The organism is Nonomuraea sp. NPDC050783 (genome assembly GCF_040802095.1).
GTDB lineage: Bacteria > Actinomycetota > Actinomycetes > Streptosporangiales > Streptosporangiaceae > Nonomuraea.
Genome location: NZ_JBFAHK010000006.1, coordinates 158,908 through 178,399, shown reverse-complemented (window position 1 = coordinate 178,399; position 19,492 = coordinate 158,908). Strand labels below are relative to the sequence as shown.

The following is a 19,492-nucleotide window of genomic DNA, read 5'->3' as shown; positions in this document are numbered from 1 at the left end:
CGCGGTGATGGTGTCGTGGCATTCCGGGGTGCCGATGACGAGCTGGCCGGGTACGGGGCCGAAACCGCCGCCGCCGAACTCGGCGATCATCCGAGGGAGATCAGCCCTCCACCGCCATGCTCCGCGGGCCGATGACCTTCAGGAGCTGGAGGGAGTGGTAGGCGGCGGAGTCGGGTTCGGCGGTGAAGATGACTACCTGGTGCTCCTGGTCGGGCACGGTCAGCACGTCGAAGTCCAGCTCGATCGGCCCCACCCGCGGATGGCGCACGGTCTGGCGCAGGTGGCGGTCGATGCGGAAGTGGGGGGAGTTCCACAGGCGGGCGAAGTCCTCGCTGCCGGCCAGCAGGTCGTCCACCAGGCGCTTCAGCTCCGGGTCGCGCGGGTAGCGGGTGACGGCGACCCGCAGGTAGCTGACCGCGGTGACGGCGAACCGCTCCTGATCGTCCGTGCCCTCGTGCTGCCGCTCGCGGCCGGGGTGGAGGAAGTGGCGGCGGATGACGTTGCGTTCCTGGCCGTCCAGCGCCGAGAAGTCCCCGAACAGGGCCTCGGCCAGCGGGTTCCAGGCCAGGACGCGGCAGGTCTGGTCCACCACGATCGCGGGGGCGTCCGTCAGGCGGTTGACCAGGCTCAGCGTGCTGGGCTGCACCTCGCGCACCGGCCCCGTGCCCTCGTCCTCCTCCCGCTCCCCCGCGAGCTGGAACAGGCGGGCGCGCTCCTGGCCGGACAGGCGCAGCGCCCGCGCGACGGCGTCGAGCACGCGGCGGGACGGGTGCCGGCCCCGCGCCTGCTCCAGGCGGGTGTAGTGGTCCACCGAGATGTAGGCGAGCTGGGCGACCTCCTCCCGCCGCAGCCCCGGCGTGCGCCTGCGCTGTCCGCGCGGCAGGCCCACGTCGGACGGGCCGATGCGCTCGCGCTTGCCGCGCAGGAACTCCGCCAGACCCTGTTTGTCCATGTCTGAACCGTACGCGGCCGGGCGGACCCTCAGCCACGGACTCCCGGTCCCTGGTTGCCCGGCGCCGGGGCGCGCGAGGGTGAGGCCGTCGATGAGGAACGACCCACCACGAGGAAGGCATCGAGATGCGGATCTTCTTGACCGGCGGCAGCGGCTACCTGGGCGGCGCCGTCGTCGAGCACCTGACCGGACGCGGCCACGAGGTGACCGCCCTGGCCCGCTCCGGGCCGGCGCGCGAGCGCGTCGAGGCACTGGGCGCGAAGGCGGTCCCGGGCGGCCTGGAGGACCTGGAGGCCCTGCGGGCGGCGGCGGCCGGCGCCGAGGCGGTGGTCCACGCCGCCGTCGACTACGGCCATCCGGAGATGGGCCGGATCGAGGGGGACGCGCTGCGGGCGATGCTGGACGGCCTGCCCGGCGGCGGCGCGTTCGTCTACACCAGCACCGGCCTGGTCTACCCGGACACCGGGGGCGCGAGCGCGGACGAGGAGCACCCCGCCGATCCGGCCTCGCCGCAGCCGTACAAGGTGCTCGGCGAGCGGCAGGTCCTGTCCGCCGGGCACGTGGCGGGCACGGTGATCCGGGCGGCGCTGGTGTACGGGCGCGGCGGTTCGGCGCTCCTGCGGGGGCTCATCGCCGCCGGCCGGCAGGGCGGCAGCGTGCCGTACGTCGGGGACGGCGCCAACGCGTGGTCGTCGGTGCACGTGGACGACCTCGCCGCCCTGTACGCGGCGGTCCTGGAGCGGCCGGCGGCGCCCGGGACCGTCGTCAACGCGGCCGGCGGGGAGCACACGCCCATCCGGCGCGTCGCCGAGGCCGTGGCGGAGCTGACCGGTGCCCGCGCCGTGTCCCTCACGCCCGAGCAGGCGGCCCGGTCCATGGGACCGGTGGCCGCCGCCCTGACCCGCTCCTTGACGCTGGACGCCTCCCGGGCCCGGCGCCTGTTCGGCTGGACGCCCGCCGGCCCCGGCCTCCTGGAGGAGATCACGTCCGGCTCCTACGCCGCTCCGGACGCCGCTCCGGCCGGCCCCGTCAGGACGTGATGTCCTTGCCGGTGAAGCGGGCCCAGGCGATCGAGCCGAACAGCGCGATGTAGGCGGCGAAGGACAGCAGGCCGTCGCGCAGGGACGCGAGGTCGATGGGACTGCGCAGCACCGCGTCGAAGTCGGTGAACCGCGTGGGCAGCAGGTACGGCGCGATCGGCGCGAGGTCCGGCACCGCGCGCAGCACCTGGCAGACGACGACCAGCACCATCGTCCCGGCGATGGCGCCGATGGCGACCTCGGTGAACGTCGACAGCGCCAGCGCGACCGCGGCCAGGGCGGCCATGCCGGCGCCCACGTACCCGGCGGCGATGAGGATGCGCAGCAGGCCCTCGCCCGTCGTGATCGTGGTGCCGGACAGCAGCGTCACCGTGCCGCCGGGGAACAGCGCCAGGCCGGTCAGCAGCGCCGAGACGGCCACCACGGCGGTGGCGGCGTAGGCGAAGACGACCGCGTTGAGGTACTTCACCACCAGCAGGCGGGTACGGCCTGCGGGCGCGGCCAGCAGGTAGCGCAGGGTGCCCCCGCCCGCCTCGCCGGCGATCGCGTCGCCCGCCACGACGCTGACCGCCACCGGCATCAGCAGCAGCACCAGGAAGGAGAACGACAGGAACGTCAGCATGAGGTTGTTGCCGGCGACGTCCTGGATGAGGCCGCCCATCCCCTCGTCGCCGTCGGCGGGCGTGCCCGCGGCCACGCGCAGGCCGATGCCCAGGATGATCGGGACGACGCCGAGCACGGCGAGCAGCGCCATGTTGCGGGGGCGGCGGAAGGTCAGGCCCAGCTCCGAGGCGAGCAGCCGCCAGAACGCGCCCGGCCGCCGCGCGGGGACGGCCTCCCCCGGGGCTCCGGGCAGCGGCTCCGGCAGCGGCTCGGGCGGGCGGCGTTCGACGGTGCGCAGGGTCTCCGTCACCGGCACCAGGCCGGGCATGCGGCGCGGCTGCGCGCCGTCCGGCGGCTCCCCCTCCGGCGACGCCGGGCCCGCCTGGGTGCGGGTGTCAGCCGTCGACATCGAATCCCTCTCCTGTCAGTCCGACGAACACGTCCTCGAGGCTCGGCCGGACGACCGCCAGCCCCCGTACCGCCACTTCCTGCCCCACCAGAGCGGCATTGATCATCTCGGGCCGGTGGCCGCCGAGTTCGGCGGTGACCTCGTCCCCGTCCGCGCGCACGTCGGCCAGGCCGAGCGTGCCGAGCACCGCGGCGGCCCGCGCCGGGTCGGGCGTCTCCACGCGCACGCGCGGCACCCGGCCGGCGCCCAGCGAGGCGATCGTGCCCTGCGCGACGAGCCGCCCGGCCCGCATGATGGCGGCGTGCGTGCACATCTGCTCGACCTCGGCCAGCAGGTGCGAGGAGACGAAGACGGTGGTGCCGCCGTCGGCGATCTCCTTGACCAGCGCGCGTACCTCGCGGGTGCCCTGCGGGTCGAGCCCGTTGGTGGGCTCGTCCAGGATGAGCAGCTCGCGCGGCCCCAGCAGGGCGGCGGCGATGGCCAGGCGCTGGCGCATGCCGAGCGAGTAGTTGCGGTAGCGCTTGCCGGCCGCGGCCGACAGGCCCACCCGCTCCAGCGCCTCGGCGGCGCGCCGCCTGGCGGTGGCGCGGCGGGCGGACGGGTCGGCGGCGTCGAAGCGCAGCAGGTTGGCCGTGCCCGACAGGTACGGGTAGAACGCCGGCCCCTCCACCAGCGCCCCGACGCGGGGCAGCGCCCGCGCGGCCGGCAGGCCGAGCACGGCGTACTCGCCCGCCGTGGGCGTGACCAGGCCGAGCAGCATGCGGATCGTGGTGGTCTTGCCCGAGCCGTTGGGCCCGAGGAAGCCGAAGACCGCGCCGCGCGGCACGGTGAGGTCCAGCGCGTCCACCGCGACCTGGCCGCCGCGGAAGCGCTTGGTCAGGCCCCGGGTCACGATGGCGTCGGCGCCGGGCCACGCGGGCGGGGCCGCCCCGAAGGGCGCCCCCGCTTCCTGCGTCGTGACGGTCACCGCGCGCCCGCCGCCTGGACGATCTCCTCGGGGGTGACCGCGCCGGCCAGCAGGCGGCCGTCGTCGGTCAGCAGGACGGTGACCAGCTTGGTCCTGATCAGCCTGCCGGAGCCCCACGTGCCGCTCACCGGGGTGGCGGACTTGAGCACGGTGTCCAGGAGCGCCTTCGCGTCGCCGCCGTCCTGGCCGCTCTGGGCCTGCAGGTCCGCCTGCGAGAACGGGAGCACCGCGACGGCCGTCCAGCCGTCGCCGACCAGCTTGGCCTTGCCGGCCATGTCGGCGGCGTGCTCGGCGCGCTCCTCGGCCTTTTCGCCGAAGCCCTTCTCGCCGACCGTGGCCTCCTTCACCTTGGCTCCCGCGGGCGGGGTGAAGGTGAAGTTCTCCGGCGCCGGCGGGGTGAAGGTCACCTGGGTGAAGCCCACCTGGTAGGCCGGCTCGGCCGAGCCCTTGGCGTAGAGCTGCACCTGGAGCGGCACGTACGTCTCGCCGTCGAGCGCGATCCGCACCTCCTGCACCAGCGAGCCCTCGTCCTTGGGCGCCAGCACGAGCTGGTAGACCGGCCGCCCCGCCACCTCGGCCGTGTTGATCACCCGGACCGTGCTGTGCTCGCCGACGTGGGCGAGCAGCCGCTGCGCCGCCTGCTGGGGCGTCAGGTCGCTCGGCTGCGGCGTGGGCAGCTCGGGGTGCCGCGGCTCGCCGGCGGAGCCGGGCTTGCCGGCCGAGCCGGGCTTGACGGTCAGCTTCGTGGCGGTGTTGGTGGCGCTGTCCCAGTACCAGGTCTGCTCGCCGTTGTAGATGACGTTGGTCTCGTTGAGCTGGGTGGGCATGGCGATGCGGATCTTGTTCTCGCCGCCGTACCAGACCTTCACCTCGTGCGTGCCGGACAGCAGGCTGAGCGGGGAGGTGGCGCTCCCGGCGGTGGACGGCAGCGCGGGCAGGCCGAGCGAGGCGGTCTGCTGCACGGTGCCGGACATCGGGGTGATCCCCTGCTGCTTGCTGGTGGCCGCCGCCGCGTCGGCGAGCAGTTGCTCGGCCGAGCGCTCCGGCAGTGCCGGGTCGCCGCTGACCGCGGCGATGACGGGTGCGGCGCCGATCGCGGCACCGATCACGGCCGCTGCCGCGATCGGGACTCCCCACCTCACGAACGTGCCTCTTCGCATCTCACTCCTTAACGGTATGTCGATGCTCATAGCCTGCGTGGGGCATCCTTAGGCGGACCTGAGACAGTCTGAGACGGCTCTCAGTCTTCTCAGCCCGGTCTCAGGGACAGGACGGGAGAATCAGCACATGAGAGTACTGGTCGTCGAGGACGAGCGGCGGATGGCGGCGGCGCTCCAGCGCGGGCTCCAGGCCGAGGGCTTCGCCGTGGACCTCGCCCACGACGGCGAGGAGGGGCTGCACGCGGCCCGGCACGGCGACTACGACGTCGTGGTGCTCGACATCATGCTGCCCCGGCTGTCCGGCTACAACGTGTGCAAGCGGCTGCGCGCCGAGGAGAACTGGGTGCCGATCCTCATGCTGTCGGCCAAGGACGGCGAGTACGACATGGCCGACGGCCTCGACCTGGGGGCCGACGACTACCTGACCAAGCCGTTCTCGTACGTGGTGCTGGTGGCCCGGCTGCGGGCGCTGCTGCGCCGGGACGCGGGCCGGCGGCCGGCGGTGCTGGTGGCCGGCGACCTGTCGCTGGACCCGGCGCGGCGGCGGGTGGAGCGGGACGGCACCGCGATCGAGCTGACGCCGCGCGAGTTCGCGCTGCTGGAGTACCTGCTGCGGCGGCGCGACGAGGTGGTGTCGAAGTCGGAGATCCTGGAGCACGTCTGGGACACCTTCGACACCGACCCCAACGTGGTCGAGGTCTACGTCGGCTACCTGCGCCGCAAGATCGACGTCCCGTTCGGCAGGAACGCGCTGCAGACGGTGCGCGGCGCCGGCTACCGGCTGGCGGGCGACGGTGGCTGAGGCCGGGCACGGGTCGCCGCTGGCGTGGTGGCGGCGCCAGGGGCTGCGCTTCCGCCTGTCGGCGGCGGCCGCCGCGGTGCTGGCGCTGGCGCTGGCGCTGTCGGCGTCGGTGCTGCTCACGGTCCTGGACCGGACGCTGATGGCCACCGTGGACGACAGCACCAGGCAGCAGGCGGACGTGGTGCGCGTGGCGGCCGACTCCGGCACCCTCACCACCCCGATCACCACCCACGACGGCACGATCGTGCAGGTCCTCGACGCGCGGGGGCGGATCACGCACGTCACCTACGGCACCGACCGGCTGGTGCCGCTGCTGGACGCCGCCGGCCGGGCCAGGGCGCTGGCCTCGGGCGAGGCCGTCGAGGTGGACGGGCGCCCGTACGCCGTGCCGGGTTTCCTGCACGTGGTGGTGCTGCGCGCGGACCGCGGCCAGACCGTGCTCGCGGCCCGCTCCATCAGCGAGATCCGGACCAGCCTGGGCACGGCGGGCCGGGTCCTGACGGTGGGCACGCCCGCGCTGGTGGTGCTGCTCGCCGTGGCGAGCTGGCTGATGATCGGCCGCACGCTGCGCCCGATCGCCGCGCTGCGCAGGGGCGCCGCGGAGATCACGCACACCGCGCGCTCCCGGCGGCTGCCGGTGCCCGCCTCGCGCGACGAGGTGCACTCGCTGGCCACCACGCTCAACGGCATGCTGGCCCGGCTGGAGGAGGCCGAGCAGCGCCAGCGGGCGCTGGTCTCCGACGCCGCGCACGAGCTGCGCAGCCCCCTGGCCAGCATCCGGCTGCAACTGGAGGTGGCGCTCGGCCACCCCGAGGGGCAGGACTGGCGGGAGACCGCCGAGGGCGTGCTGGAGGACACCCTGCGCCTGTCCCGGCTGGCCGAGGACCTGCTCGCGCTGGCCCGCCTGGACGAGCGCGGCGGCGTCCCGGCCAGGAGCGAGCCGGTCGAGCTCGACGAGGTGGTGCGCCGGGCCGTGGACCGCTACGCCGAGGCCCGGCTGACGGCCTGCGACCCGGTCGTGGTCCGCGGCGACGCGCTGGACCTCAGCCGGGTGCTGACCAACCTCATGGACAACGCCGTACGGCACACCTCCTCGAAGATCGAGGTGGCGCTGACCGCCGACGGCGTGCTGACGGTCACCGACGACGGCCCCGGCATCCCGGAGCAGGACCGCGAGCGCGTCTTCAACCGCTTCACCAGGCTCGACTCCGGGCGGAGCAGGGACGAGGGCGGCACCGGGCTCGGGCTGGCCATCGTGCGCGAGACCGTGCGGGCGCACGGCGGCACGGTGACCCTGGAGGACGCCGCGCCCGGACTGCGTGCGGTGGTGCGGCTTCCCGTGTCCCGATGAGGTGTTTCCCGTGTCCCGGGAGAGATGCCCCCGCCGGGCCGGCTCAGCGGACTGGGCTCAGGGGCCGGGCTTGGAGGGCGGGTCGAGGGGCCGCTGGACGGGGCACCCTCGGGGCCGGGCTGTGTCGCCGGGCCCTGGTGCGACTCGGGGGGTGGTGTCAGGGGGGTTGGGGGTGAGTGGAGCGTTCCGCCGGACGATCAAGCCTGGACGGTCAGGCCGCCGTGGTGCCCTTCTCGGCGGTGGCCAGGAAGTCCTGGGCGATGAGCGGCAGGCGGCGGCGGGTGTGCACGACGGCGATGACGCGGCGCACGGCCGGTTCGAGCGAGCGCACCACCAGGCCCGCGCGGGCGGCCTGCTCGGCCATGCCGCGGTACCACAGCAGCGAGGCCCGGCCGGCGCGCACGGCGCTGAGCCAGCCGTTGCGCTCGTCGGTCTCCAGCACGACCGTCGGGGTGACGGCGTACCTGCCGAACATCGCGTCGAGCTCCCTGCGCCGGGTGCTGCCGCGGGCCGGGAGGGCCAGGCGCATGCCGTGCAGCCTGCCCATCGGCACCGGGTTCGGCAGTTCGAGCCCGGGCGGGGAGATCAGCACGATCTCCTGCCGTTCGAGGGGATGGGTGATGAGGTCGGCGGGCACCGGCAGGTCGGTGAGACCGAGGTCGGCCCGCTGGTCCCGGATGGCGCTGACGACGGCTTCGCGGCCGTCGCAGCGCACGATCTGGACGCGTACGCCCGGATGCTCGGCCGCGTAGGCGGGCAGCAGCCGCCCGGCGAGGCCGGCCTCCAGGCTGGGCGTCGAGGCGATGCGCAGCTCGGCGTCGGGGACGCCGGTGTGGCTGGCCAGGCCCTCGATCTCGTGGACGGCGTCGAGCGCCTCCCGAGCCAGTTTGACCACCCGCCGGCCCTGCGCGGTGACGACCACCCCGCGTCCGGAACGGGCGAACAGGGTCATGCCGAGCTCGCGCTCGAGATCGCGGATCGCGCGGGAGAGCGCGGGCTGCGCGATGTACAGCGACCTGGCCGCGTCGGTCATGGTGCGGTGCTCCGCAGTCGCGACCACATAGCGGAGCTGCTGGAGATTCATGCCAACGAAGCTAGGACACAGCCCGCTCCGCGGACCTGGAGATAACCGAGATCACCTCGAATGATTTCGGACTGTGACCGTGCACTGCTACATCCGTGACGGGTGATAAATCAGTATGCTTTTGCCCCAAATTTGCCAAGGGTCCGTCAAGTCGCCGGACAGAACATGGCAATTCGCTCAACGGGGTTAACGGGGAGACAGGGTGACAGGGAACGGGCAGTATCCACCCCCGCCACAAGGGCCAGGGCAGCCTCAGCGGCCCCCGTCCTTGCCGTGGCCGCCGCCGGGCCACGGGCGGCCGCGGCCGCAGGGCGGCAACCCGTACGGGCAGCCGCCGCAGGCGCCCCCGCCCCCGCCGCCCCCGGGGTACCCGCCGCAGGGCCGGCCGGTGTACCCGCCCCAGGGCCCCCCGCAGAGTCCGCCGCAGGGTCCACCGCAGGGCCCGCCCCCGGGCCCGCCGCAGCGCACCCCCCACGACGGCCTGACGCGCCCCTACACGCAGCAGATGCCGCCCCCGCCGCCTCCGCCGCCGCAGTACGCGCAGCACTACCGGCAGCCGGCACCGCCGCCTCCCCCGCCGCCGCCTCCGCCGATGCCGCCCCGGCAGTGGCAGCAGCCGCCGCCGCGCCGCAGGTCGGGCATGGGGGTGCTCGGGGTGCTCGGCGCCGTGTTCGGCTCGATGGCGGCGCTGTTCGCGCTGATCGTCATCGGGGCCGCGCTGCTCAAGGCCTCCTCGCGGTCGGAGACGACGACGCCGGTCGCGATCCCGACGTACGAGCCGACGTACGAGCCGCCCACCTACTCCTCCCGCGAGCCCACCCCGGACCGCAGCGAGACCCGCGAGCCGACGCCGACCCGGACCAGGACGCCGGACGAGACGGTCACGCCGCCGCCCAGGGTCACGGTCAACACGAGCCTGAAGAACAACACCCTCTACCGGGCGGGCTCCCTGCCGCGGCTGAGTTGCCGGGCGGGCAACGTGAGCATCTTCAGCCACAGCCAGCTCAAGGCGCTGATCCTGAGGACCGGCAGGTGCATGGACCGGGCGTGGGGCCCGGTGCTGGAGAAGCAGGGCTTCGACTTCAGCCCGCCGGGCTACGCCATCGCCTCCGGCCGGGGCCGGGGCGCCTGCGGCGACTACCCGCACGCCGGGAGCATGGTGCCGTACTACTGCCCGCGCAACGCCACGATCTACGCCTCGACCTCGGCCATGGCGCGGGGCAACGGCAACGCCCGCGGCTACGGCCAGATCATCTCCTGGCACGGCGGCATCATCAGCATGATGGCCCACGAGTACGGCCACCACGTCCAGAACGTCACGGGCCTGATGAACTCCTGGTGGGACAGCACGCTGGCCTCCTCCAGCCAGAGCGGCAAGATGGCGCTCAGCCGGCGGCTGGAGCTGCAGGCCACCTGCCTGGGCGGCCTGTGGATGCGCTCGGTCGCCGCCTCCTACCCGGTGAACCCGGCGAACCGCGGGCGGCTGTTCTGGTTCTACGGGCAGGTGGGCGACTATCCCGGCTACCCGCGCGACCACGGCACGCCCGCCAACAACAACCGCTGGTTCCGGCAGGGCTGGGAGCGGAACAAGCCGTACCAGTGCAACACCTGGATGGCGCCGTCCTCGACCGTGTCCTGAGAGGGCCGCCGCTCCTGAGAAGCTCCTGAGAATTCCACCCGGAGTTCATCTCAGCTTGGGCAACTGTCTGTGATGTCCAGATATGGGAGCTAGAATCCTGGCAATCTTGTGCCCAACGGGGGCCATCCTGCCTGGTAGGCATGGGAAGGAGCCGGAGTGAGACAGCGCGACGGGGTGGACGCCCTCCCAGGAGGCGGGAAGAAACGCCCCGGGCGCCCGCCGCGCCCGGCCCCCGGACCGCGCGCCCCCCGCTTCGCCCGGCCGCTCACGCCCGCCGGCGTCCTCGGCTGGACCGCCCTGTCGGCCGTCGCGCCCGGCGCCGCCCACCTGCGCGCCGGGCGCCGCCGCACCGGGCTGGTCATGATCAGCGTGTACGCGGTGCTGCTGCTCGCGGCGCTCGCCTTCGGCCTGACCCGCAGCCTGGCCGACCTGACGTCCTTCGTGGGCGACGGGATGATGGTGACGGTCATCGTCGCCGCCTCGGCGCTGGCGCTGATCTGGTTCGCGATCGTGGTCACCTCGTACGCGGTGCTCAGCCCCAACCGGCTCAACCAGCAGGGCCAGGTGCTGACCGGCATCGTGGTGGGCGTGCTGTGCGTGGCGGTGATGGCGCCGTTCGCGCTGGTGGCCAACACCATGCTGACCTTCCGCAACACGATCGAGGACATCTTCCCCTCCGACCCGAACGTGCCGACCGCGGCCGGCGACGCGCAGGACCCGTGGGGCGGCAGGACCCGCGCCAACTTCCTGCTCATCGGCGGCGACGCGGCCGGCAACCGCACGGGCGTGCGTACCGACAGCATGAACGTGGCCAGCGTGGACCTCAGGACCGGCAACACGGTCCTGTTCAGCCTGCCGCGCAACCTCCAGCACGTGCACTTCCCGGCCTCCTCGCCGCTGCACAAGCAGTTCCCCAACGGCTTCATGGCCGAGCTGCCCAACGGCGGCCTGCTCAACGAGGTCTGGCAGTACGCCAACGACAACCCGCAGATCATGGGCGGCCGGAACAAGGGCCCGCAGGCGCTGATGGACGCCATCGGCCACACCCTCGGCCTCAAGATCGACTACTACGCCCTGATCAACATGTACGGCTTCGCCTCGCTGGTGGACGCCATCGGCGGCCTGAAGATCCACGTCGAGCAGGACGTCAAGTGGGGCGGCCTGTACGGCACCGCCGGCACCATCAGGGCCGGCTACCGCCGCCTCACCGGCGAGCAGGCCCTCTGGTACGGCCGCTCCCGCGTCAACAGCGACGACTTCTCCCGCATGGCCCGCCAGCGCTGCGTCATCGGCGCCTTCGCCCAGCAGGCCACCCCCCAGGTCATCCTGACCAACTTCGAGAAGATCGCCGGCGCCGCCAAGCGCATGGCGGAGACGAACATCCCGCGGCACCTGCTGCAACCGCTCGCCGAGGTGGCGCTCAAGGTCAAGGACGCCAGGATCACCAGCCTGCAGTTCGTGCCGCCGGAGTTCTACTCGGGCCGCCCCGACTGGGCCAAGATCCGCCAGGCCACCAGGAAGGCGATCTCCGACTCGGCGCGCCCGCCCCGCCAGGCCCAGACCGCGAACGTCAGCGCCTCCCCCAGCGTCACCGGCCCCTCGGCCGCCCCGACGAGGACCCGGGTCGCCGCGCCCACGCAGACGCCGACCCGCAACACCCAGAAGGCCGGCGCCCGCTCCCTCGACGAGCTGTGCGGCCTGTAGGCGGGTGAAGGTGCGAGGGACGCCGCGGCGCGCCCCTCGCACCCGCCCGGGAGGCGGGAGGCTATTTGCCGAGCTGGTCGAGGATCCACTCGGCCAGTGGCGCGGTCACCTTCCCGTGCTCGCTGTTCTGCGCGTCGCAGTGGTAGTCGTCGAGCTGGCTGTGCTCGGGTGACAGGGCCGTGATGTCGGTATAGAGGTCCACCGGCCATTCCAGGGGGTCGAACTGGAGGGCGACGGAGCTGACGGACGGCACGAAGCAGGCCGAGCGGTACTTGCTCTCGATCGGCGTGCCGAGCCCGTCGGCGACCGTCCCGTACGCGGCCAGGGTGCCGCCGGGCGCGCCGTCGAACGACGGCACCTGGCTGGTGTAGCTCCGGCTCGCCCACATCGGCAGCGCCCGCATGCCGCCGACGAGCCGGTCCTGGCCGCCCTCGGGCTGGGTGCGCACGCTCGCCCCGGCCAGGCCGCCGAGCGCGCTCCACTCGAAGACCGGCTCGTCGGGCGGGATGTTCCTGCCGGTGCCGTCGGCGGCGCCGTTGGCCACGCCGAGCTTGCGCGGCCGGACCGGGAACCAGCCCACGCGCCGCAGGTCCTCCAGGAACTCCACGCGCAGCAGGCTCGCGGTCGCGACCGGCCCCGAGTACCGGCCGCTCTCCACCCACGCCCACAACACCTGCTGGGCCATGGGGCTGCTGATGAGGTCGGCCTGGCCGGCGGGCACCAGGCTCTGCGCGAAGTAGGCGAGCTGTTGCAGGATGAGCGGGATCCAGGCCCCGTTGTGCGGGGTGTCGTAGGACAGGTACGTCTCGGTCTGGTGGTCCTCGCCGCGGCTCTCCATCTCGGCCAGAGCGTACCGGGTGATCAACCCGCCCACGCCGAGGCCGCCGACGATCAGCGGCGCGTTGCCGGCCCGCTCGCCGATGGCCCGGCGGACGCAGCTCGCCGCGACCCCGGCGTTGGCCTGGATGTGCGTGTGCCGGGCGCCGAAGCCCAGCAGCACCACGTCGATGCCCTGGGCGAGCAGCTGGGTGAGCAGGCGCTGCTGGTGCGGCGGGTAGGGAGCGTCGAGCTGGTTCCACAGGCCCGCCAGGTCGCTGGGCCCGTGGTTGAAGCCGTCGGCGATGATCATCGGTTTCACCAGGCGGTCGTGTCCGGCGCCGTAGTGGACGGCGGCGGTCCCGGTGGCGGTACGGCCCTGGTGGGACCAGGCGGCGCCCAGCGCCCACTCCCGGTCGGCCGGGCGCGCCGGTCCCGGGGCCGGCGGCGCGGCGAAGAGCACCTCCCGGGGAAGCACCCGGGCGACCTCCTCCGCCCGCCCGGCCGGCACCGGCTCCGACTCCTGCCGCAGGGCGCGCACCACGTCGATCCTGGCTGCCCCTCGTGTCGCCATGATGTGTTCACCTTTTTTCTCGCGGGTTCACCGGACGTCACCCCCGATCCCATCGCCTCCTTTTCCGGGAAGAACCGTTTCCTTTTTCCGCGGCCCACCGATCATCGGCGGCTTCGCGTGCTGGTATGTCCAGCCCACCTCGCCTGCGGCGACAAATCAAGGCATGGCGACGACAATTCATCTGACCATCCGTCAAGACGTTATAGAGCACGGTGTCAAGGCGAACGCATTATCGTCACGCCGGTGCCGCGCTTTTGACGCGGGGCAGCAGGACGAACGCGCCGACGTACAGCAGGGCCGCCACGACGAGCAGGCCCTTGTAGCCGATCACCAGCGCCGCGTACTCCAGGCAGCCGCCCACCATCGCCCCCAGCAGGTTGGCGCCGAAGGAGGTCGTCGCGTCGGCGGTGTCGGCGAAGCGCTTGGCGAAGACCACGTTGGCGGCGAAGATCGGCAGGAAGGCGACCGTGACGGCGGCCAGGGCGCGCAGCGGCACCGGCAGGGACAGCAGCCAGGCGTTCGGGACGAGCCAGGCCAGCAGCAGGCCGGCCAGCAGCACGCCGTACATGACGGGCAGCGGCGGGGTGCGGAAGCGGCGGGTGACCTCGACGGCGGCGAGCACGGCGACCAGGACCCCGGCGAAGACGACGGCGTTGACCACCCACGTGGTGCCGAACAGCAGCGCGAAGCCGGTCACGCTCTTGGTCTCCAGCAGCATGAACGCCACGCCCAGCAGGAACAGGTCGGCGTAGGGGCGCATGCGCCGGTAGGGGCCGGCCACGGCGCGGACGGCGAGCAGGCTGACGGCCAGGATGAGCCCGAGCGTGATGAGGTAGAGCGGCGGGACCGTGGCGTCGTGCAGGTAGAGGAAGGGCCGGTCGTCGTCGGCCGGCTGCGGGGTGCCGGGGGCGGCACCGGGCCATGCGGCGGCGCAGCGCTGGTCGGCGGCGGTCAGCCCGGCGGTGATCACGGCCTGCTGCCCGGCGGTGCTGACGACGTCCACGCACGGCTTGTGGCCGAAGGCGCGCTGCATGGTGGCGGCCAGCCGGTCCACGAGCCAGCTCTCGCGGTAGTAGTTGTACATCGAGAACGCGCCGCCGGGCTTGAGGTTGGCGCGGGCGGCCCGCATGGCCTCCTCGGTGAACAGGTAGCTCTCCAGCCGCAGCGAGCTGGCCCCGGAGACGAGGGTGAGCGAGTCGGGCAGCGCGAACAGGATGAGGTCGTAGGCGCCGCCGCCGCGCTCCAGGAAGGCGCGGCCGTCGGTGATGTGGGTGGTGACCCGGGGGTCGTCGTAGGGGTGGTCGGGGTGCACCGAGCCGCCCAGCTCGCGCAGCTTGGGGTCGATCTCGACGGCGTCCACCCGCCGCGCGCCCTTGGACAGCGCGATGGCGACGTCGGTGCCGCTGCCCGCGCCGACGATGAGCACGTCCTGGGGCGGCTTGGCGGCCCGCTCGTACGGCAGCCCGTATTGGGCCTCCCATTGCAGCCGCGTCGCGGCGGGCACGGCCTGCTGGTGCGGGATGCCGTTGACCGCGATGTCGGTGACCGGCACGCCGAGCACCGACATCGGCTTGGCGGTGACCTTGTAGTAGGGCGACCAGAGCGCGCCGGCGGTGAGCGTCTCGGCCAGCAGCAGCCCGACGACGGCCACCGAGGGGACGACCACCAGCCCGAGGTGGAGCGAGCGCGGCCGGGGCGCCAGCAGCACCCCGTAGCAGACGGCGGCGACCAGCCCCCAGAAGACCGGCGGCGCGCTCAGGAACGACAGCGCGGTGAAGGCCGCGATGCCGCTGAGGCTGCCGATGAGGTCGTAGCGGTAGGCCTCCAGCCTCGGCAGCTCGGGGAAGCAGCGCCCGACCAGCTCGGCGGGGCCCATGAGGACGAGCGCGGCGGCGCAGAAGACGACCGGCAGGATGAGCCAGGCGGGCGGGCCCTCGGTGCGCAGGCTCGTCCAGTACAGGACGCCCTCGGTGTCGCGGTTGACGGTGACCGGGAAGGTCAGCACGACGATGACCAGGGCGGCGAGCACGACCGGCGAGTAGTACGGCTGCCGCCGCGAGCGCCCCACCCGCAGGAACCCGAGCCCGATGCCCAGGAACGACCCCAGCAGCACGAAGTTGGTGAAGTAGCTGAGGTGGACGATGTTCGATCCGGTCCAGCGGATCAGCGCCAGTTCGAGGAAGAGCATGAACGCGCTGGCGAGCACGAGCCGCGGGCGCACCGCCAGCCAGTGCGCCTTCTCCCCGTCGTCGACCGGCTTGCGGGCCTGGAGCGTCATGGTGCCTCACCGTAGTGAACGGGCCGAAAACACGGAAGCCTGACGGCCCAGAACAAAAGTCGTCCGCTTCGCGGCCTTTGCGATGTTCCCGCAGGTCAAACCGGCGGAATCCGCTGGACGGACCGCTCCGGATGCAGGAATGTTGGGGAGTTCCTTCCCTCCGGGAGACCTCCAGCAGAACCTTCGGTGGTGACACATGCGGGTCATGATCCAGCTTCGCCCCTCCCCCGATCTGGTCGCGGCCGTGACCGACCCCGCCCGGGCGGCGAGCACGGCCGACGTCGCGGACAACCTGCCGGGCGTCGAGCTCGACACGGCGTTCACGCCCGTGGCCGTCCCGAGACCCGTCCCCGCGGCCGGAGGCGACCCCCTCTCGCTCAACCAGCCGCTCGACTTCTCGCTGGCCCCCGAGGACGCCTCGGTGCTGGTGCGCGGCACGATCTCCGACGACGAGCTGGCCGCCAGGGTCACGCTGCTGCCCACGCTCCGGCCCGACGTGGTCGGGGTCTTCTCCGACCCGGTCATCGAGTCCTCGCCCACCTGCGGCGGCGACGCGCCGGTCGGCGACTGGCACGACGTCGAGCGGCTGCTCAACGTGGCCGGCCTGCACGCCGAGGGGCTGGACGGCGCCGGCGTGGCGCTGGCGGTGCTGGACACCGGCGTCAACGCCGCCCACGCCGCCCGCGTGCTCGGCCGCACGGTCACCGTGGACGCCCCGCGCTGCTGGAGCCCGCCGGGGGTAGCGGGCCGGCCGGGCGAGTTCGAGGTGGACCACGGCACCATGTGCGCCTTCGACGCGCTGATCGCCGCGCCGCAGGCCACCCTGCTCGACCTGCCGGTGCTGCTGTCCACCCGGCCGGGCGGCTCGGCGATGGACGGGCTGCTGTCGGACGCGGTGGCGGCCTTCGCGCACCTGCGCGGCGTGCTGGACGCCCAGCCGGCCGAGACGCGGGCGCTGGTGGCGACCAACTCCTGGGGGTCGTTCTCGCCCGAGTGGGACTTCCCTGTGGGGCATCCCGGCAACTATTCCGACAACGCGGCGCACCCGTTCAACCTGATGGTGGCCGCGCTCGACCGGGCGGGCGCGGACGTGCTGTTCGCGGCGGGCAACTGCGGGCGGGAGTGCCCGGACGGGCGCTGCGCGTACCCGAGCCGGCCCATCGTGGGCGCCAACTCCCACCCCAAGGCGCTGTCGATCGGTGGCGTGGACGTCAACGGCGAGCGGGTGGGCTACTCCTCGCAGGGGCCGGGCCGGCTGACCGCCCGCAAGCCCGACGTGTGCGCCTACACGCACTTCGCGGGCTCGCGAGCGTTCGGCGAGCACGAGCCGGACTCGGGGACGTCGGCGGCGGCCCCGGTGGCGGCCGGGCTGGTGGCCGCGGTGCGCACCCGGTGGCCGGCCGCCCGGCTCTCGCCCGCGCAGCTGCGGGCGCTGCTGCGGCGCACCGCCGAGGACCGCAGCGAGGTGGGCTTCGACTACGACTACGGGTACGGCACCGTCGACCCGGCCGCGGTCCTGGCCGCGCTCGACCGGCGGGCCAGGAGCGCGGCCTGACCTCAGGCGTTCTGCCGGTTGAACACGCGCGTCCCGACGGCGAGGCTGACCGCGGCGAAGACCGCGGTCACCGCCACGCCGAGCGCCACGGTGCCGGTGGCGTACGCGCCGTGGAACAGGTCGCGCAGCGCCTCCAGCGGGTAGCGGAACGGGCTGAGGTGCGAGAGGGCGTCGAGCCAGCCCGGCGCCATCGACATCGGCAGGAACGCGCCCGACAGCAGCACCAGCGGCACCACCGCGGTGGACGTGACGGGCGCGAAGAGCTCCTGGGGGAGGGTGAGCGCGACGGCGTACGACAGCGCCGCCAGGCTGACCCCGAGCACGAGCACCAGCGCCACCCCGGCCAGCACCCCCGCCAGCGGGGCGCGCAGGCCGAGGGCGTAGGCCACGGCCAGCAGCAGCGCCATCTGGATGATCAGCGTGACCGCGTTGGTGAGCACCCGGCCGAGCAGCAGCGCCAGCCGGCTGGCCGGGGTGACGCGCATGCGCTCCAGCACGCCCGAGGCGCGCTCGAAGACCACGCCGAACCCGGCCAGGCCCGTGCTCATCAGTCCGAGCTGGATGATCAGGCCGGGCACCAGCGTCTCCCACGTGCCGATCGAGGTGAAGATCGGCCCGAACAGCACGAGGAACAGCAGCGGCTGGAGCGCGCCGAAGGCGATGCCGACCTTCTGCGCCAGCGTGACGCGTACGTTGTGGCGGAACAGCACCCAGGTGTCGCGCAGCATCAGGCCGGCACCTCCTCGCGCAGCGAGCGGCCGGTGATGTCGAGGAAGACCTGGTCGAGGGTGCGCCCGCCGCTCTTCAGCCCGGCCGGCGTGCCCTCGGCCACGATGCGGCCGTGGTCGATGATCAGCAGCCGGTCGCAGAGGGCGTCGGCCTCGTCCAGGTAGTGGGTGGTGAGGAAGACGGTCATGCCGCGCTCGGCGCGCAGCGCGCGGACGTGCTCCCACAGGTGGGCCCGGCTCTGCGGGTCGAGGCCGGTCGTGGGCTCGTCGAGGAAGAGCAGGACGGGCTCGTGCAGCAGCGCGAAGGCGATGTCGAAGCGGCGCCGCTGGCCGCCCGACAGCGCGGCGCCGACCCGCTCCTCCAGCCCGGTCAGCTCCAGCAGGGCCAGCACCTCGCGGGTCCTGGCGGCGGAGCGCTCGCGGCTGAGCCCGTACAGCATGCCCTGCAGCTCCAGTTCGCCGCGCAGCGGCGCGGCGGGCGGGACGGCGCCGCCCTGGGACACGTACCCGATGCGCCGGCGCACCTCGCGCGGCTCGGCGAGCAGGTCGTGGCCGGCCACCGTGGCCGCGCCCGAGGTGGGTGCGAGCAGCGTGGTCAGCATGCGCATGGTCGTGGTCTTGCCGGCGCCGTTGGGGCCGAGGAACCCGACGATCTCGCCGGGCTCCACGGTGATGTCCACGCCCGCGACGGCTTGGACGTCGCCGAAGGTCTTCGTCAGACCCGATGTCTCAATCATTTCATCGCCTCCAAGTTTGAGGTAACCACAAATTTGGAGTGACTGCAATTTTGGTATCATGCAGGCATGGAAGAGGGGCTGCGGGAGCGGAAGAAGCGCGAGACCAGGCAGCGCATCGCGGACATCGCGATGGGGCTGTTCATGGCGAAGGGGTTCGACAGCGTGACCGTGGCCGAGGTGGCCCGCGCGGCCGACGTGTCGGTGAACACGGTCTTCAACTACTTCAGGACGAAGGAGGACCTGTTCGCCGACCGCCAGGAGGTCGTCGTCGACCTGCCGCGGCGGGTGCTGTGCGAGCGCGAGCCCGGCGAGAGCGTGGCGCGGGCCTTCCGGCGCGACTTCCTCGACGCGATCGCCACCCGCCACTGGCGCTACGGCCTCAACGCGGGCGCCGACGTCTTCACCAGGATCGTCGCCGCCAGCCCCGCCCTGGTCGCCCGCTTCCGCGAGGTGCAGGAGCAGCGCGAGGCGGCCCTGGCGGGCGCGCTGGCCGAGGAGCTGGACACCGCGCCGGAGGACCTGTCGCCGCGCCTGGTGGCCGCCCAGATCCTCACCGCCACCCGGCTCCTGAGCGGGTACGCCGCCGAGCGCCTGGCGGCCGGCGAGGACTGGGCGGGCGTCGAGCCCGATCTCAGGGCGCAGGCGGAGAAGGCGTTCGACCTGCTGGAGGCCGGGCTCGGCGACTACGGCCGGCGGCCGTCAGAGGGAGGAGGAGCCGCCGCCGGTGAGGATGGCGACGGTGACGCCGAAGGCGACGATCAGGAACATGATGATCATTAGGACGGTGCCGACGATCCCGCAGATCCGCCCGGCCTGCACGTGGCTCCGGTTCTCGTAGGGGTAACCGCTCTCGTCGATCTCGCGCAGCGCCTTGTTGCCCATCGACCAGGCGAACGGGCCGAGCAGGAAGCACGTCACCAGGCTGAGGATGCCGAGCACGAGGATCGTCGTGCCGTTGGGATGGCTGCGCGGCGGCGGGCCGTAATAGGGCGGGCCATCAGGGGGATAAGCCATACCCCCTGTATACCGTCCTCCTCTTGATCATTTTGCGCCATCATGGTACGGCACCCGATCGATCCCCCTAGGAGTCCTC

The 19,492-nt window shown here is 73.2% G+C and carries 17 protein-coding genes; 7 read left to right on the top strand and 10 right to left on the bottom strand.

Annotated features, from left to right (window positions below):
* Window positions 1–100: 100 nt before the first annotated feature.
* Window positions 101–952, bottom strand: coding sequence for a helix-turn-helix transcriptional regulator (locus tag AB0H75_RS18280; protein WP_367797471.1), 852 nt, complete (start codon window positions 950–952; stop codon window positions 101–103).
* Between the two features lie 125 nt (window positions 953–1,077).
* Here AB0H75_RS18280 and AB0H75_RS18275 point away from each other — a divergent pair, with 125 nt between their 5' ends.
* Complete coding sequence (locus AB0H75_RS18275) at window positions 1,078–1,992, top strand: NAD-dependent epimerase/dehydratase family protein (RefSeq protein ID WP_367797469.1); 915 nt, start codon at window positions 1,078–1,080, stop codon at window positions 1,990–1,992.
* On the opposite strand, the gene AB0H75_RS18270 is transcribed toward AB0H75_RS18275, so the two are convergent.
* From AB0H75_RS18270 to AB0H75_RS18260, 3 genes are read right to left on the bottom strand one after another with little or no spacing between them, the layout of a single operon-like run.
* Window positions 1,982–3,004: an ABC transporter permease gene (locus tag AB0H75_RS18270; RefSeq protein WP_367797467.1), complete on the bottom strand. Its 1,023-nt coding sequence runs from the start codon at window positions 3,002–3,004 to the stop codon at window positions 1,982–1,984. The two genes, AB0H75_RS18275 and AB0H75_RS18270, sit on opposite strands and share 11 nt — an antisense overlap.
* A complete protein-coding gene (locus AB0H75_RS18265; RefSeq protein ID WP_367797465.1) occupies window positions 2,991–3,971 on the bottom strand; it encodes an ATP-binding cassette domain-containing protein in 981 nt (326 codons plus the stop codon). The genes AB0H75_RS18270 and AB0H75_RS18265 overlap by 14 nt, the downstream gene beginning before the upstream one ends.
* A complete protein-coding gene (locus AB0H75_RS18260; protein ID WP_367797463.1) occupies window positions 3,968–5,131 on the bottom strand; it encodes an outer membrane lipoprotein carrier protein LolA in 1,164 nt (387 codons plus the stop codon). The genes AB0H75_RS18265 and AB0H75_RS18260 overlap by 4 nt, the downstream gene beginning before the upstream one ends.
* Before the next feature lie 127 nt (window positions 5,132–5,258).
* Here AB0H75_RS18260 and AB0H75_RS18255 point away from each other — a divergent pair, with 127 nt between their 5' ends.
* On the top strand, window positions 5,259–5,933 hold the full coding sequence (locus AB0H75_RS18255; RefSeq protein WP_367797461.1) for a response regulator transcription factor: 675 nt from the start codon (window positions 5,259–5,261) through the stop codon (window positions 5,931–5,933).
* Window positions 5,926–7,284 (top strand): sensor histidine kinase, encoded by a 1,359-nt coding sequence (locus AB0H75_RS18250; RefSeq protein WP_367797459.1) that lies wholly within the window; start codon window positions 5,926–5,928, stop codon window positions 7,282–7,284. The genes AB0H75_RS18255 and AB0H75_RS18250 overlap by 8 nt, the downstream gene beginning before the upstream one ends.
* A gap of 211 nt (window positions 7,285–7,495) precedes the next feature.
* Here the strand turns inward: AB0H75_RS18250 and AB0H75_RS18245 are convergent, their stop codons facing one another.
* The gene (locus AB0H75_RS18245; protein WP_367797457.1) at window positions 7,496–8,368 is read right to left on the bottom strand and encodes a LysR family transcriptional regulator; all 873 of its coding nucleotides are present in this window, start codon (window positions 8,366–8,368) and stop codon (window positions 7,496–7,498) included.
* A gap of 592 nt (window positions 8,369–8,960) precedes the next feature.
* Here AB0H75_RS18245 and AB0H75_RS18240 point away from each other — a divergent pair.
* Entirely contained in the window at window positions 8,961–10,007 is a 1,047-nt protein-coding gene (locus AB0H75_RS18240) for a neutral zinc metallopeptidase (protein WP_367797456.1), read from the top strand.
* 156 nt (window positions 10,008–10,163) lie between these two features.
* On the top strand, window positions 10,164–11,711 hold the full coding sequence (locus AB0H75_RS18235; protein WP_367797454.1) for an LCP family protein: 1,548 nt from the start codon (window positions 10,164–10,166) through the stop codon (window positions 11,709–11,711).
* A gap of 61 nt (window positions 11,712–11,772) precedes the next feature.
* Here the strand turns inward: AB0H75_RS18235 and AB0H75_RS18230 are convergent, their stop codons facing one another.
* Both AB0H75_RS18230 and AB0H75_RS18225 read right to left on the bottom strand, forming a co-directional pair.
* Window positions 11,773–13,101: a hypothetical protein gene (locus AB0H75_RS18230; protein ID WP_367797452.1), complete on the bottom strand. Its 1,329-nt coding sequence runs from the start codon at window positions 13,099–13,101 to the stop codon at window positions 11,773–11,775.
* A 235-nt stretch (window positions 13,102–13,336) separates the two neighbouring features.
* Entirely contained in the window at window positions 13,337–15,379 is a 2,043-nt protein-coding gene (locus AB0H75_RS18225) for a spermidine synthase (protein ID WP_367797450.1), read from the bottom strand.
* 196 nt (window positions 15,380–15,575) lie between these two features.
* Here AB0H75_RS18225 and AB0H75_RS18220 point away from each other — a divergent pair, with 196 nt between their 5' ends.
* The gene (locus AB0H75_RS18220) at window positions 15,576–16,934 is read left to right on the top strand and encodes a S8 family serine peptidase (protein WP_367797448.1); all 1,359 of its coding nucleotides are present in this window, start codon (window positions 15,576–15,578) and stop codon (window positions 16,932–16,934) included.
* Between the two features lie 2 nt (window positions 16,935–16,936).
* Here AB0H75_RS18220 and AB0H75_RS18215 read toward each other — a convergent pair whose 3' ends face one another.
* Window positions 16,937–17,662: an ABC transporter permease gene (locus tag AB0H75_RS18215; RefSeq protein ID WP_367797446.1), complete on the bottom strand. Its 726-nt coding sequence runs from the start codon at window positions 17,660–17,662 to the stop codon at window positions 16,937–16,939.
* The gene (locus AB0H75_RS18210) at window positions 17,662–18,399 is read right to left on the bottom strand and encodes an ABC transporter ATP-binding protein (RefSeq protein WP_367797444.1); all 738 of its coding nucleotides are present in this window, start codon (window positions 18,397–18,399) and stop codon (window positions 17,662–17,664) included. Before AB0H75_RS18210 ends, AB0H75_RS18215 begins: the two co-directional genes overlap by 1 nt.
* Window positions 18,400–18,465: 66 nt before the next feature.
* Between AB0H75_RS18210 and AB0H75_RS18205 the strand changes: the two genes are divergently transcribed.
* A complete protein-coding gene (locus AB0H75_RS18205; protein WP_367797442.1) occupies window positions 18,466–19,179 on the top strand; it encodes a TetR/AcrR family transcriptional regulator in 714 nt (237 codons plus the stop codon).
* Here AB0H75_RS18205 and AB0H75_RS18200 read toward each other — a convergent pair.
* Window positions 19,099–19,413, bottom strand: coding sequence for a DUF4190 domain-containing protein (locus AB0H75_RS18200; RefSeq protein ID WP_367797441.1), 315 nt, complete (start codon window positions 19,411–19,413; stop codon window positions 19,099–19,101). The genes AB0H75_RS18205 and AB0H75_RS18200 overlap by 81 nt on opposite strands.
* Window positions 19,414–19,492: the final 79 nt, after the last annotated feature.